This is a genomic window from Bradyrhizobium sediminis (assembly GCF_018736085.1).
GTDB lineage: Bacteria > Pseudomonadota > Alphaproteobacteria > Rhizobiales > Xanthobacteraceae > Bradyrhizobium > Bradyrhizobium sediminis.
In genome coordinates this window covers 471494-485893 of record NZ_CP076134.1, presented here as the reverse complement: position 1 = coordinate 485893, position 14400 = coordinate 471494, and the positions used below count along the sequence as shown (strand labels likewise).

The following is a 14400-nucleotide window of genomic DNA, read 5'->3' as shown; positions in this document are numbered from 1 at the left end:
TGTTGGCGATTCAAGGAAGCCGTCGTCCGCCGGCGCCTAAACCGAGGGGCCGCGGCGTATGGGTCCCTGCGTTCGCAGGGACGACGGGTTGAGAGGGTGCGCTACCAGTCAGCGGCGCTCTCGCCGCGACGACGGATGTAGTTCGCTGTAAGTGTGTTTCGAGCATGTATTACGTCTACATTCTCGCGAGCCGGCGTCACGGCACCCTGTATATCGGGGTGACCAATTCGCTGCGGAAGCGGCTGGAACAGCATCGCAACGGCGAGGGCTCCTCGTTCGTCAAGGCCTACGGCGTTTACCGGCTCGTTTATGTCGAATCCTACGAGCGCGCGGACGAGGCGATCACGCGGGAGAAGCAATTGAAGCGATGGAAACGCGACTGGAAGATCGAGCTGATCGAGCGCGAGAATCTCGAATGGCGCGATCTCAGCGATTTGATTATTTAGCGATCCGTCGCCCCTGCGAAGCAACACACCACTATCGTCGTCCCTGCGAACGCAGGGACCCATAACCACCGATGCCGATAATAGATGAAGGCAATATCCACCACGCCAAACAATTGGGGCCGCAGAGTATGGGTCCCTGCGTTCGCAGGGACGACGTGCTGATGGAGTTTCGCTTGTTTAACCGGCTACGTTCGCAGGGACGACGGGGTTCAGCTGCCAGCATTCGCCATGGCAGCGAAGGTGACGTCTTCGAGCAGGGACGACGACACCGAGGGCACCTGCTCGCCTTCGGATGCGCGGGAGATGGCGATGCGGGTCTTGTTGAAGGCGGCCTCGATGCCGGTCAGCTCCGGGTTGAGATGCGTGAGCAGCTCGGTCATCAGCACGCTGTTGGGCGCTTTCGAATCGTCGGCGACCTTGCCCGGCGTGGCCGAGGACAGGATCAGCGCGTTGTCGGGAGCGACGATCGGGGCGAGGCCGTGGGAATAGGCGCGGAAGCGGCGCTCATAGGGGTTGCGGCGGGAGGCGTCGATCACGACGAGCTTGGCGCGGGCGCCCTGCTCCTTCATCGCCGACAGCACGGATTCGACGCTGACGCCGTCGCGGCGCACGTCGAATTCCTTCCAGATCTTGGCATCGACCGGGATCATGTAGCTCTCGCGGCCGGCCTGCACGCCATAGCCGCCGAAGAACAGCATCACCACGGAATCCTTCTTGATCCTGGATTTCATCCGGGCGACGGCGCGGCGCATGTCGTCCTTGGTGGCGTCTTCGATGACGTCGACGTCGAAACCGGACTGGCGCAGGCTCGCGGTCAGCGCGCGGGCGTCGTTGATCGGCTGGGCCAGCGGCGCATTGGCGTCGGGATAATGGCCGTTGCCGATGACGAGCGCGATCCTGGAAGCCTTGCCGGCGGTATCAGCGCCCTGCTCCGAGGCGATCGCCTTGGCCGCATCGAGCGCGCGCTTGTTCAGCGCGGCATGGGCGCCGATCGCCAGCGACAGCACGCCGACCAGTGCAGCGGCAATGGTGAGCGAGCGGCGGGAGATGCTGATATGCCAGAACTTCATCTCGGTTCATTCCTGCTCATCGGCGCAGCCGCGCTCCGTTAGTCGCGTCAACGCCAATTAGGTTTGAGGGGTTGCCGGGGGTTTGCCGCCCAATTGCGCTCAATTTGCGGCGCTGCAACAGGGAAAGCTTTAGCCTGTAGGGGCATTTCCGGCAACCTCGTTTGGCGAATGGGCCCCTGCGGACCGCGGGGTTGATGTAAATTCCTTCGATACTACAGTGAGTTACGTTTCCCGTCGTGCTGCTTTATTGGGCCGAGATTGCCGCCAGATCGCGCTTTTTCGCTGTGACGTCGGTCACATTTGTAATTCGCGGGCCTTCGTATAGTTTTTCGAATAACTTGAAAATTCAGGGCGTGCAGGGTTTCGAAGGCGGCAGCCGCGCGGTCAGCGGTGTTCCAGGCAGCCTGGCGGGACGTGCGAAACGGACCGCGACAAAGAAGCTCCGAGAGAAACCTCATGACCTTGCACAGCATCGCCGGCGCCGCCTTCCGCGCGCTGACGGCCCGGAAGGACGGCCCGTCCCTCTACGATGTGTGCGATCCCCTGCTGCTGAAATACGCCGGCGGCGACCCGCATCTCGGCAAGTTCTATCGCACCGCGCTCGGCAATCCGGCGCTGCGGCCGCTGCTGCGCCGGACCGGGCTTTCCGAATTGCGCGACGAGCCGAAGCTGCGGACCTTGCGCGCGGCCCTGCGGCAGGCGCGCGACGACGAGACGCCGGACTGGGCCGCAATCGGCGCGCCGGTCGCCGAACTGCTGGACACCATCGAGCTCAATCATCCCCGGCCGAGGGCAGCGCCGCCGCCGTCGCGCGCGCCCGATCTCGCCAGGATCGACGGCGCGATCCGCAGCTGCGGCGAGCATCTGTTGAAATCGTTCGGGCGCAACGGCTTCATCCCGACCTATGCCGCCTTCAACCTGATCGGCGATCCCGACCTGCGCGGCCGCGAAATGGCGATGGCGCTGACCGGGCTCAATTCGCGCGGCTACAAGAATTCGACCTTGCTGTTCAACCTGGCGCGGACCTTCATCGCCCGCTCGCCGGCGCGCGCGCTGATCAACCCGCCGTGGAAAGGCATCGCCGAGCCGATGTGGGAGCCGATGCAGATCCGGCACCGCTCGGCCTATTACGACGCCTTCTTCACCGAGGCGCTGCTGAGCTTCGTCGAGACCGGGCTGGCCTCGGAGGATCAGGCCGGCGCGTCGCGGCGCGCGATCGCCGACATGGTCGAGTTCTGCCTTGCCACCAGCCGCGAGGAAGTGCGCGCCCATGACGGCGCGGCCTTCAACGTGATCACCGCGCTGGCGCCGCTGCCGCATCCGCGGTTCTCGAAGTTCTTCGCCCAGATCAAGCAGGACCTCGGCTTCGGCATCTACGTGCCGGATTGCGACACCACCGCCTGTTCGTTCTCGGCGGCGACGCAGGCGGGCTGCACCGATCCGATCCTCGACCAGCCGCTGCTCGATTTCTATGCCGGCTATCAGGTCACGGCAGGCGCCAACGAGCCCAAGGTGACGGTGCCGCTCAACGACAACATCGATTACGAGGGCGGCGTCGTCACCTGGATCGACAATCTCGAAGGCGAACGTCCCTTCGGCAACGATCTCGACCCGACGCTCAATCTCGACATCCTCGAGGTCAGTTTCCGCAACCTGGCGCGGTGGAAGGTGCTGGAGACGCCGGCGCGGCTGAAGACCGTGCAGCGCATCATCGGTTTCCAGAAGCGGCTGGCCGCAAGCGGCGCCTTCGCCGATCCGCGCTCGCATATCTATTACCTGCCGGAACTCTACTGCGCCTATTTCGGCCGCTGCTACGCCGCCTTCATCGCGCTGCCTCCTGCCGCGCAGCGCGCGATCGATCCCGACGACAGCTTCGATTTCATCCGCGGCCGGGTGCTGGCCTATGTGCAGACCGAGCTCACCGCCCACGAGATGAACGCGTTCGACGCCGCACTGGCGCTGATCGCGCTCGGCCATCTCGGCGCCGACCCCGCGACCTTCACCGCAGCACTGCATTGCATCGTCGGCGGTCTCGGCGAAGGCGGCCGGCATGGGCCGTTCAAGGCCTATGAGTGGAACAAGATGAAGACCCCGACCCGCATCCTGGTCGGCGGCCCCGAGGTCACCTCGGCCTTCGTGCTGATGGGACTGGCGCTGGCGCGAAAGGCGATGATGGAGGCAAGAGCGTAGGACCTGAACCACTAGCCGTCATTGCGAGGAGCGCAAGCGACGAAGATTCCATGGGGAGTGGATAGCGGCCGGGTCTGGAGCCAGACTGAGGTTGCTGAAACCACTCAACCTGGAGACGACGATGTTGCTCGATCATCCTTCCGACGAACCGACCGCTATCCGCACGCATATTGGCGCAATTTTTGTGTCGTTGGAACTGAGCCGTTCGAATTGGCTGGTGACGTCGCTGTCGCCGGGCAAAGGCGAAAAGATGTCCAAGCGCAGCGTCGCAGCTGGCCATGTGGCCGAGCTTTTGGCGCTGTTTGCGGAGCTCAAGCGCAAGGCGGAGGTCCGGACCGGCCAAAGCTATCCGATCATCACGATCCAGGAGGCCGGGCTGGATGGGTTCTGGCTCCACCGCGTTCTGCAACAGGAGGGGATCGAGAGCCACGTGGTCGATCCCGCTTCGATCGCGACGCCGCGGCGGCGCAGGCGGGCCAAGACGGACAGGCTCGACGGCGAGACGCTGCTGCGGGCGCTTCTGGCCTACAAGCGCGGCGAGCCGCGGGTCTGCGCGATGGTGGTTGCGCCCTCGCCCGAGGAGGAGGATCGCCGGAGGCTCTGCCGCGAACGGCGGACATTGATCGAGGAGCGCGTCACGCATGTGAACCGGATCAAGGGGCTTCTGTTCGCGCAGGGGATATCCGACTACGGACCGCTGCGGCGCGACCGGCGGGCGCGGCTTGAAGCGTTGCGCACCGGAGATGGACGGGAGCTGCCGTCGCATCTGAAGGCTCAGATCGGCCGCGAGCTCGATCGGATCGAGCTGCTTCTGGACCAGATCAAGTCGGTCGAGGCCGCGCAGGAAGCCCTGCTGGCGGCGGCGAGAATGCCTGCAAGCGAGAAGGCCGCGCCGGACCCGGTCACGATGCTGCTCGCCTTGAAGGGAGTGGGCGCCAACTTCGCCGCCGTGCTCTGGTCGGAGGCGTTCTATCGGCAGTTCGCCAACCGCCGCCAGGTCGCCGCCTATGCGGGCCTTGCGGCAACGCCCTGGCAAAGCGGACGCATCCGACACGAGCAAGGCGTGTCGAAGGCCGGCAATCCCAGGCTGCGGACCACGATGATCCAGCTCGCCTGGCTGTGGGTACGTCACCAGCCGCAGTCGGCCCTGACGCGCTGGTTCAAGGAGCGAAGCCCGCAAGGCCGCAAGCGCGCGATCGTGGCGCTGGCGCGCAAGCTTCTCGTGGCGTTGTGGAAGTATGTCACCCAGGGCGTCATCCTCGAGGAGGCCGTGATGAAGCCCGCCGCCTGATCCAGAACCGAGCCCAACAGCAAGCCCCGGACGCAACGAAACAACCATAACCCATCTGCCGAGGCCCGATCAGCCTCGGAAGATCCGGGTGGACGAACCGATGGATTGCATGGCTTCAAACGCCGCAACGAAGAATGGTCTCGTCCTCTCGAGCCTGCCCGCCGCAAGCGGAATCCTGGTGCAGTCGCATCAAGCGACGACCGAATGTGAGTTTGATCTGGCAAGCAACCCAGATCGCCGAACCGGCTCGAACCCTGGATCGTAACTGCGAGGATTGCAGATGCCCTGACGGAACCGCCAACACCAGGAGCTCCTGTCGTGCCCGACGCACCAAGCATGATGACGTGCTCGCTCAACTCAAGGCCAAGCCGCTGCGCGGCGGCCCTAACGGGCCGGCCTTGACTTGATCTGCGCGCGTCATCCTGCACAGCCCACGGTCGGGACGGAAAGGTGGCCGCAGTCGAACAAAAAGGTGACTGCTCATCCTTGACACACACATTCCCCATGTGAGCAATCCACCTTCCTTGTGGCCCCATGGATTGCTTCGCTCCGCTCGCAATGACGGTAGCGAAAAGTTGAAAGCGCCCGCGGCGCGTCAGCGCTGGTACGCGAGCCCAATCCGCACCACAATCTTCGGGTACGCTGATAACGATTCGCTTCTTTGATGCGACCTGATTGCATGTTGATGAAATTCCTGCCCGCGCTCGTTCTGTTGCTGCTGCCCGCCATCGCCGGCGCCGCCGACATTTCAGGGGTTCCCAGGATCCGCGAGGGCGATCACATCCAGATCGGCCATGCCCGGATCCGGCTCGGCGGCATCGACGCGCCGGCGGCGGACCAACTTTGCCTCAACACCAAGGGCGAGCGCTGGACCTGCGGGGTCGTGGCGCGCGACGAACTGATCAAGCATGCCGGCGGCAAGAGCTGGGCCTGCCACGTCAGGCAGACCGACCGCCGCGGCCGCCAGGTGGCGCGCTGCGAGGTCGGCGGCGAGGACATCCAGAAATGGATGGTGGCGAACGGCTGGGCGCTGGCCTATCTGCGCTTTTCCAAAGACTACGAGGCGGACGAGAAGGCCGCGCGCGAGGCCAAGGCCGGGATGTGGCAGGGCGCGTTCATCGCGCCGTGGGACTGGCGCGTCCGCAACAAGAAGACCGCCATTCTCGGCGCCGTGAACCCGCCGGAAAACGCACGCGCCATCCTGCTGGCGTCCGCGTCCGGGCCGGTGGCGCCCTCGCCGGACTGCACCATCAAGGGCAACGTCAACCGCTCCGGCGAATGCATCTATCACCAGCCTACCAGCCGCTGGTACGCCAAGATCCAGATGAAAGTCAGCAAGGGCACGCGCTGGTTCTGCTCGGTCGAGGACGCCGAAGCCGCCGGCTGCCGCGAGACGCGGCGATAGCGCGATTGCCCAATCGTGCTAGGCTTCGCGATCCGGGATTGCGGAGCAATCCGGGATCGCGGAGCGCTGGATGTGACCGACACCGATATCGTGCAACCCAAGGCCGCACCGAAACACCGGCGGCTGAAGCGCGCGGCGCTGATTGCGCTTGCGGCGGTCGCCGCCTACGCGATTGTCGCCTATCTCGTGCTGCCGGCGCTTTGGACCCATTACGAGCACCAGAAGGGCCTCGCCGATCTGCCGATGGTGACAAAGACCGCGCAGGGCATTCCCGGCGATCCGATCAATGTCGGGCTGGTCGGCGACACCAAGGACGTGCTGTGCGCCATGCACGCCGCCGGCTGGTATCCCGCCGACCCGATCACGCTGAAATCATCGGTCGAAATCGCCGGCAGCGTGCTGCTCGACCGCCCCTATCACGACGCGCCGGTCAGCAATCTCTATTACCTCGGCCGCCGCGAGGACCTCGCCTTCGAAAAGCCGGATGGACGCAGCGCCGATCACCGCCATCATGTGCGGTTCTGGAAGGTACTGGACCAGGGCGAGGAAAAGCGGCCGGTCTGGCTCGGCGACGCCGCCTTCGACAAAGGCGTCGGCGTCAGCCATTACACCGGCGCCGTCACCCATCACATCGACGCCGATGTCGACGCCGAGCGGAAATTTCTCGCCACCGATCTGGAGGCGGCCGGAATGGTGCAGGCGAAATACCAGGTCACCGGCGTCGGGCCGACCATGGCCGGGCGCAATGGCGGCGGCGATCCCTATTACACCGACGGCGAGGTGTGGATTTTGCGGCTGGTCGAGGCCTGCCGCAAGCGCACCGGCCCCGCCGTCGTGATTCCGAGCCCGACCGCGACCGAGATCAAGGATCAGGTCTGGCAGGCGGTGGCCGGGGCGTTGCGCAAATAGCGGGGAGCGCGCCATAACCGCCGTCATTGCGAGCGCAGCGAAGCAATCCAGCTTACAGCGCGAAGAAAAAAGCTGGATTGCTTCGTCGCTTCGCTCCTCGCAATGACGGGTTCAATCTATTATCATCCTATTCCAACTTGAATTTCCCTTCATTCCCCTGCATCCCCTCCTAGAGCAGACCCAAAAAGGAACAAGAAAATGACCGTTCGCGCGGGCCGGGAATTTCTGGCTATCCCCGGGCCTACCACCATGCCCGACGAAGTGCTGCGGGCGATGCATCGTCCGGCGCTGGACATCTATTCCGATCAGATGATCGGCATGACCGACAGCCTGCTGCGCGATCTGTCGAAACTGTTCGCCACCAAGGGCCGCTCCTACATCTATATCGCCAACGGCCATGGCGCCTGGGAAGCGGTGCTCACCAACGTGCTGTCGCGCGGCGACAAGATTCTGGTGCTGGAAAGCGGCCGGTTCGCGATCGGCTGGGGCAATGCTGCCGCCGAGATGGGCGTCGAAGTCGAGGTGCTGAAGGGGGACTGGCGCCGCGCCATCCGCCCGGCCGAGGTCGAGGCGCGGCTGCGGCAGGACAAGGATCACAGGATCAAGGCGATCCTCGCGGTGCAGGTCGATACCGCCTCTGGCGCCTATAACGACATCGAGGCGATCGGCAAGGCGATCAAGGCGGCCGGTCATCCGGCGCTGTTCATGGTCGATGCTGTGGCCTCGCTCGGCTGCATGCCGTTCGAGATGGATGCGTGGGGCATCGACGTCGCGATGTCCGGCTCGCAGAAGGGCCTGATGGCGCCGCCCGGCCTCGGCTTCGTCGCTGCCAACGACCGCGCCCGCGAGGTGCACAAGACGGCCGGACTTCGCACCCCCTATTGGGACTGGACCCAGCGCGAAGGCAGCGAGCACTACCAGAAATATGCCGGCACAGCACCGGTGCATCTGTTGTTCGCGCTGCGCCAGGCCATCGACATGCTGTTCGAGGAGCAGCTTCCGAACGTGTTCCAGCGCCATCGCCTGCTCGCCGAAGCGGTGCGCCGCGCGGTCGCGGTCTGGGCTGAGGGCCAGGTGCTCGGCTTCAACGTCGCGGAGCCGAACGAACGCTCCAACACCGTGACCACCGTGGTGATGTCCAACGGCCACGATCCGGTGGCGCTGCAGCGCTACTGCAAGGATAAATGCGGCGTGGTGCTGGGCGTCGGGATCGGCGAACTCTCGGGCCAGGCGTTCCGGATCGCCCATATGGGGCACGTCAACGCGCCGATGATCCTGGGCACGCTCGGGGTCATCGAGGTCGGCCTCAATGCGCTCGGTATTCCGCACGGCAAGGGCGGCACCGAAGCCGCGATCGACTGGCTCGGGGAAAGTGTGAGCCCTTAAAGTGTTCGGCGCTGGCGCCGGGGCAAGCGGATAGCTAGGCGCTCTCTCCCCTCATGGTGAGGAGGCGCTCTTGCGCCGTCTCCGGACGATGCTTCGCCTCGCCGGGAGAACCATGAGGCCCGTGTTACTCATCCTTCGAGACGCGCGCGCCAAGAGGCGCACTCCTCAAGGATGAGGCGTCCCTCTGGCGTAATGGCGGCGGTTCTGGCAATCCGCTGGCTTGAAACCGATATGATGGGTCGAGCCGCGATCTCAGCGGAACCGAACGAGGACCAAGTGACGCAAGGAAAGACTTCAACGCCCGCGCCGGCGGCGCCGCGCCGGCCGCATTCCTTCACCACCCATGGCATCACCATCGTCGACGATTATGCCTGGCTGAAGGATGCCAAATGGCAGGAGGTGCTGCGCGATCCCTCGATCCTCGACCCCGATATCCGAAGATATCTCGAGGCGGAAAACGACTACACCGAAAGCCTGCTCGGCCACACCGCTGCCTTGCAGAAAAAACTGGTCGCGGAAATGCGCGGCCGCATCAAGGAAGACGATTCCAGCGTGCCGGCGCCGGATGGTCCTTACGCCTATCTGCGCAAGTTCCGCGAGGGCGGGCAGCACGAAATGTTCGGCCGCATGCCGCGAGGCGGCGGCGAGACCGAGATCGTGCTCGACGGCGACAAGCTCGCCGCCGACCACGACTATTTCAAGTTCGGCGGCAGCCGGCATTCGCTGGACCACAAGCTGGAGGCCTGGAGCGCGGACATCAAGGGATCGGAATATTTTACGATCCGGATACGCAACTGGGCCGATCGCAGCGACCTCGACGACCTCGTCGAGGAGACCGACGGCACGGTGGTGTGGAGCGCGGACAGCAGAGCCTTCCTCTATGTCAAGCTCGACGACAACCACCGCCCGATGCAGGTCTGGCTGCATCGGCTCGGCACAAAGCAGGCCGACGATGTGCTGGTCTATGAAGAGCACGATGCCGGCTGGTTCACCCATATCCATGAGAGCACCAGCGGCCGTTTCTGCGTGATATCAGGCGGCGATCATGAGACCTCCGAACAGCGGCTGGTCGATCTCGCCGATCCGGCTTCCCCGCCGCGCGTGGTCGCGGCGCGCGAGGATGGCGTGCAGTACTCGGTCACCGACCGCGGCGATGAACTGTTCATCCTCACCAACGCCGATGACGCCATCGACTTCAAGATCGTCACCGCGCCGCTGGCCTCGCCGGAGCGCGCCAACTGGCGCGACCTGATTCCGCACCGCGCCGGCATCTATATCCTCGATATTGAACTCTACAGCGGCCACCTGGTGCGGCTGGAACGCGCCAATGCGCTGCCCGCCATCATCATCCGCGATCTCAAGACTTCGGAGGAGCACGCCATCGCCTTCGACGAGGCGGCGTATTCGCTGGACACCATGGGCGGCTACGAATTCGACACCACCAATCTGCGCTTTGCCTATTCGTCGATGACGACGCCGTCGGAAGTCTACGACTACGACATGGCAAGCCGCACCCGAACCTTTCGCAAGCGCCAGGAAATTCCGTCCGGCCACAACCCCGCCGACTACGTCACCACCCGCATCATGGCACCCTCGCATGACGGCGCGCTGGTGCCGGTGTCGATCCTGCACGCCAAGGACCTCAAGCGCGACGGCACCGCGCCGCTGTTGCTCTATGGCTACGGCTCCTACGGCATGGCGATGCCGGCCTCGTTCTCCGCCAACCGGCTGTCGCTGGTCGACCGCGGCTTCGTCTATGCCATTGCGCATATCCGCGGCGGCGCCGACAAGGGCTGGGGCTGGTATCTCGACGGCAAGCGCGAGAAGAAGACCAACAGTTTCGACGATTTTGCAGCGAGTGCCCGCGCGCTGGTCGAAGCGAAATACACGGGCGCAAAACGCATCGTCGGCCATGGCGGCAGCGCCGGCGGCATGCTGATGGGCGCGGTCGCCAACCGCGCCGGCGAATTGTTCGCCGGCATCGTCGCCGAGGTGCCGTTCGTCGACGTGCTCAACACCATGCTCGACGACACCCTGCCGCTGACGCCGCCGGAATGGCCGGAATGGGGCAATCCGATCGAGAGCGAAAAGGATTTTCGCACCATCCTGTCCTATTCGCCCTACGACAACATCGCGGCGAAGGACTATCCGGCGATCCTGGCGATGGGCGGGCTGACCGATCCGCGCGTGACCTATTGGGAGCCGGCGAAATGGATCGCGCGGCTGCGCGCCACCATGCGAGGCGGCGGCCCGGTGCTGCTGCGCACCAATATGGGCGCCGGCCACGGCGGCGCCTCGGGCCGCTTCAACCGGCTCGATGAAGTCGCGATCGCCTACGCGTTTGCGCTGTGGGCGGTGGGAATGGCGGAGAAGGGCGAGGCAATTTCGTAACCCGGGAGAAGCCAAGGACTACCGCCCCTTCATCTTTCTCCAAACGGCAAAATCGATCAGCGTCTGCTCGTCGGTCGCCGGGTAAAGCCCGAAGATGCCGCGACCGTGGCGCACCTGTTCGGTGACGAAATCCTCGAACGCGGTCATCTCGAAGGCTTCATTGGCGATCTCGTCGGCGAGATGCGCCGGGATCACGATCACGCCGTCGCTGTCGCCGAGGATCACGTCGCCGGGAAACACCGGCGCGTCGCCGCAGCCGATCGGGCCATTGATCTCGATCGCCTGATGCAGCGTCAGGTTGGTCGGCGCGCTTGGCCGGTGGTGAAAGGCGGGGAAGCCGAGTCTTGCAATCTCGGCGGAGTCGCGAAAGCCGCCATCGGTGACGACGCCGGCGACGCCGCGCTGCATCAGCCGCGTCACCAGGATGGCGCCGGCCGACGCCGCGCGGGCGTCCTTGCGGCTGTCCATGACAAGCACCGCGCCGGGCGGGCAGTCTTCGATAGCCTTGCGCTGCGGATGCGAGCGGTCGCGGAACACGTCGAGCTTGTTGAGATCCTCGCGCGCCGGCATGTAGCGCAAGGTGAAGGCCTCGCCGACCAGCGTCGGCTGATCGGGAGAAAGCGGATGCACGTCCTGAATGCACTGAGTGCGGAAGCCGCGCTTGAACAGCGCGGTCGCGACCGTGGCGGTCGAGACGGTTTTTAGCTTGTTGCGGGTCGCGTCGCTGAGCATGGTCATGGTTTCCATCCCCTTGTCATTCCGGGGCGATGCGAAGCATCGAACCCGGAATCTCGAGATTCCGGGTCTGGTCCTTCGGACCATCCCGGAATGACGGTGTTAGTAAATCGACGGTTCGCCAACCGGCGCACCGAATCCGGTTTCGAGAAAATCGAAATCGCAGCCTTCATTGGCCTGCTTGATGTGCCTGGTGAACATCCAGCCATAGCCGCGCTCGTAGCGCGTTTCCGGCGGCTTCCATTCGGCGCGGCGTTTTGCCAATTCCGCTTCCGGCACATCGAGATTGATGGTGCGGGCAGCGACATCGAGCGTGATGCGGTCGCCGTTCTTCACCAGCGCCAGGGGGCCGCCGACATAGGATTCCGGCGCCACATGCAGGATGCAGGCGCCGTAGCTGGTGCCGCTCATGCGCGCATCCGACAGCCGCACCATGTCGCGCACGCCCTGCTTCACCAGCTTGGTGGGGATCGGCAGCATGCCCCATTCCGGCATGCCCGGCCCGCCCTGCGGACCGGCATTGCGCAGGATCATGACGTGATCGGCGGTCACGTCGAGATCTGGATCGTCGACCGCCTTCTTCATCGCGGGGTAATCGTCGAACACCAGCGCGGGGCCGCTGTGCTTGAGGAAGCGCGGCTCGCAGGCGCTGGGTTTGATCACGCAGCCATCCGGGGCGAGGTTACCCTTGAGCACGGCGAGCGCGCCCTCGGCATAGATCGGATTTTCGACGGTGCGGATCACGTCGTCGTTGTAGACTTCGGCGCGCGCGATGTTGTCGCCGAGCGTCCGGCCGGTCACGGTCATGGCATCGAGATGCAGATGCTGCCTGATCCGGCTCATCAGCCCGGGCAAGCCGCCGGCATAGAAGAAATCCTCCATCAGATACTTGTCGCCTGAGGGCCGCACATTGGCGATGACGGGCACCTTGCGGCTGGCGGTTTCGAAATCGTCGAGCCCGATGTCCTGGCCGGCGCGGCGTGCCTGCGCGATCAGATGGATGATCGCATTGGTCGAGCAGCCCATTGCCATCGCCACCGTGATGGCGTTTTCGAACGCCTTGCGGGTCTGGATCTTCTGCGGCGTCAGATCCTCCCACACCATCTCCACGATCCGGCGGCCGCATTCCGAGGCCATGCGGATGTGGCCGGCGTCGGCGGCGGGAATCGAAGAGGCGCCCGGCAGCGTCATGCCGATCGATTCGGCGATCGCGGTCATGGTCGAGGCGGTGCCCATGGTCATGCAGGTGCCGTAGCTGCGGGCGATACCGGCCTCGACATCGACCCAGTCCTTGTCTGAGATCTTCCCGGCGCGGCGCTCGTCCCAGTATTTCCAGGCGTCCGACCCGGAGCCCAGCGTCTTGCCCTTCCAGTTGCCGCGCAGCATCGGCCCGGCCGGCAGATAGATCGTCGGCAGGCCCATGGAGGTGGCACCTAACAGCAGGCCCGGCGTGGTCTTGTCGCAGCCGCCCATCAGCACCACGCCATCGACCGGGTGGCCGCGCAGCAATTCCTCAGCGTCCATGGCGAGCATGTTGCGATAGAGCATGGTGGTCGGCTTCAGGAAGGATTCCGACAACGACAGCGCCGGCAATTCCATCGGGAAGCCGCCCGCCATCAGCACGCCGCGCTTGACGTCGTCGACCCGGCTCTTGAAATGCATGTGGCAAGGCTGCGCGTCCGACCAGGTGTTGAGGATCGCGATCACCGGGCGGCCCTTCCACTCCTCCGGCGCATAGCCCATCTGCATCGCGCGAGAGCGGTGGCCGAAGGCGCGGAGATCGTCGGGCGCGAACCAGCGCGCGCTGCGGAGCGTTTCCGGGCTTTTCTTTTTTTCCATGATCACACCTGTTCGAGACCCCACGGGTCATCTCACAGGCGCTCCATGCGGAGCAAGTCCCGTTCCGGGTGAGCGAATCACCCCCCGGCCCGGCAATCTCTCCGTTGTCGGCGCCGAACCGGGCGGATGAGGCGATGCCAGCGATCGTCTTCAACAGCAGCGGCAGATCCCCCGCCCCCGGAAGTGCTTGCGCAGGAACGCGAATTCGGCGAATCTTTTTCAACTTGCTGTTGACCTGATTCTGGATTCGAAGCGCCTTGGCAAAGATCCTGGTCGTGGACGATGATCGTGCAGTGCAAGCGACCATCCGGCTTCTGCTGGAACGGGCCGGCCACAGCGTTGTCGTCGCCGGCGATGGCCGCAAAGGGCTGGCGATTTTCGAAACCGGAGATTTCGACCTGCTGTTTCTGGATATCTTCATGCCGGGAATGGACGGCCTGGAAACCATGCGGCTGGTTCAACAACAGCAGCCGCGGATCCCGGTCATCGTCATCTCCGGCAATCCGGTCGGCTGGGATGCCGGTTCGGGGCCGGATTTCCTGGCCATGGCGACCAAGCTTGGCGCGGTCAGGAGCCTGCAAAAGCCCTTCAAACCGGCCGCCTTGCTGGCGGCCGTTGCGGGTTGTCTCGAGGCAGCAAAACGTCCATCGTCATCATCCATCGCAACCGGTGACGTCGCTTCCGGCCTGTGATGCCAAACGACGTTGCCCGTTCCGTTCAGCTGTGCGCGCCGACGGC

Annotated in this window: 11 protein-coding genes; 8 read left to right on the top strand and 3 right to left on the bottom strand. The window is 64.6% G+C overall.

Features of this window, described 5'->3' with window-relative positions:
* Window positions 1-164: 164 nt before the first annotated feature.
* On the top strand, window positions 165-446 hold the full coding sequence (locus tag KMZ29_RS02370; protein WP_215622308.1) for a GIY-YIG nuclease family protein: 282 nt from the start codon (window positions 165-167) through the stop codon (window positions 444-446).
* Between the two features lie 209 nt (window positions 447-655).
* On the opposite strand, the gene KMZ29_RS02365 is transcribed toward KMZ29_RS02370, so the two are convergent.
* Entirely contained in the window at window positions 656-1516 is an 861-nt protein-coding gene (locus KMZ29_RS02365) for a caspase family protein (protein WP_215622307.1), read from the bottom strand.
* A 456-nt stretch (window positions 1517-1972) separates the two neighbouring features.
* Between KMZ29_RS02365 and KMZ29_RS02360 the strand changes: the two genes are divergently transcribed.
* From KMZ29_RS02360 to KMZ29_RS02335, 6 genes are all read left to right on the top strand, one after another.
* Complete coding sequence (locus KMZ29_RS02360) at window positions 1973-3706, top strand: hypothetical protein (RefSeq protein ID WP_215622306.1); 1734 nt, start codon at window positions 1973-1975, stop codon at window positions 3704-3706.
* Between the two features lie 121 nt (window positions 3707-3827).
* On the top strand, window positions 3828-4997 hold the full coding sequence (locus KMZ29_RS02355) for an IS110 family RNA-guided transposase (RefSeq protein ID WP_215620307.1): 1170 nt from the start codon (window positions 3828-3830) through the stop codon (window positions 4995-4997).
* A 679-nt stretch (window positions 4998-5676) separates the two neighbouring features.
* Complete coding sequence (locus KMZ29_RS02350) at window positions 5677-6402, top strand: thermonuclease family protein (RefSeq protein WP_215622305.1); 726 nt, start codon at window positions 5677-5679, stop codon at window positions 6400-6402.
* A gap of 66 nt (window positions 6403-6468) precedes the next feature.
* Complete coding sequence (locus tag KMZ29_RS02345; RefSeq protein ID WP_369810157.1) at window positions 6469-7311, top strand: LssY C-terminal domain-containing protein; 843 nt, start codon at window positions 6469-6471, stop codon at window positions 7309-7311.
* Window positions 7312-7509: 198 nt separating this feature from the next.
* Window positions 7510-8697, top strand: coding sequence for a pyridoxal-phosphate-dependent aminotransferase family protein (locus KMZ29_RS02340; protein WP_215622303.1), 1188 nt, complete (start codon window positions 7510-7512; stop codon window positions 8695-8697).
* A gap of 234 nt (window positions 8698-8931) precedes the next feature.
* Complete coding sequence (locus KMZ29_RS02335) at window positions 8932-11088, top strand: S9 family peptidase (protein ID WP_369810156.1); 2157 nt, start codon at window positions 8932-8934, stop codon at window positions 11086-11088.
* 18 nt (window positions 11089-11106) lie between these two features.
* On the opposite strand, the gene KMZ29_RS02330 is transcribed toward KMZ29_RS02335, so the two are convergent.
* Both KMZ29_RS02330 and araD read right to left on the bottom strand, forming a co-directional pair.
* Complete coding sequence (locus KMZ29_RS02330; protein WP_215622301.1) at window positions 11107-11826, bottom strand: ribonuclease activity regulator RraA; 720 nt, start codon at window positions 11824-11826, stop codon at window positions 11107-11109.
* A gap of 99 nt (window positions 11827-11925) precedes the next feature.
* Window positions 11926-13662: an L-arabinonate dehydratase gene (gene araD / locus KMZ29_RS02325; protein ID WP_215622300.1), complete on the bottom strand. Its 1737-nt coding sequence runs from the start codon at window positions 13660-13662 to the stop codon at window positions 11926-11928.
* A 257-nt stretch (window positions 13663-13919) separates the two neighbouring features.
* Between araD and KMZ29_RS02320 the strand changes: the two genes are divergently transcribed.
* Window positions 13920-14354 carry a response regulator gene (locus tag KMZ29_RS02320; protein WP_215622299.1) on the top strand — a complete coding sequence of 145 codons (435 nt, stop codon included), beginning with the start codon at window positions 13920-13922 and terminating at the stop codon, window positions 14352-14354.
* Window positions 14355-14400: the final 46 nt, after the last annotated feature.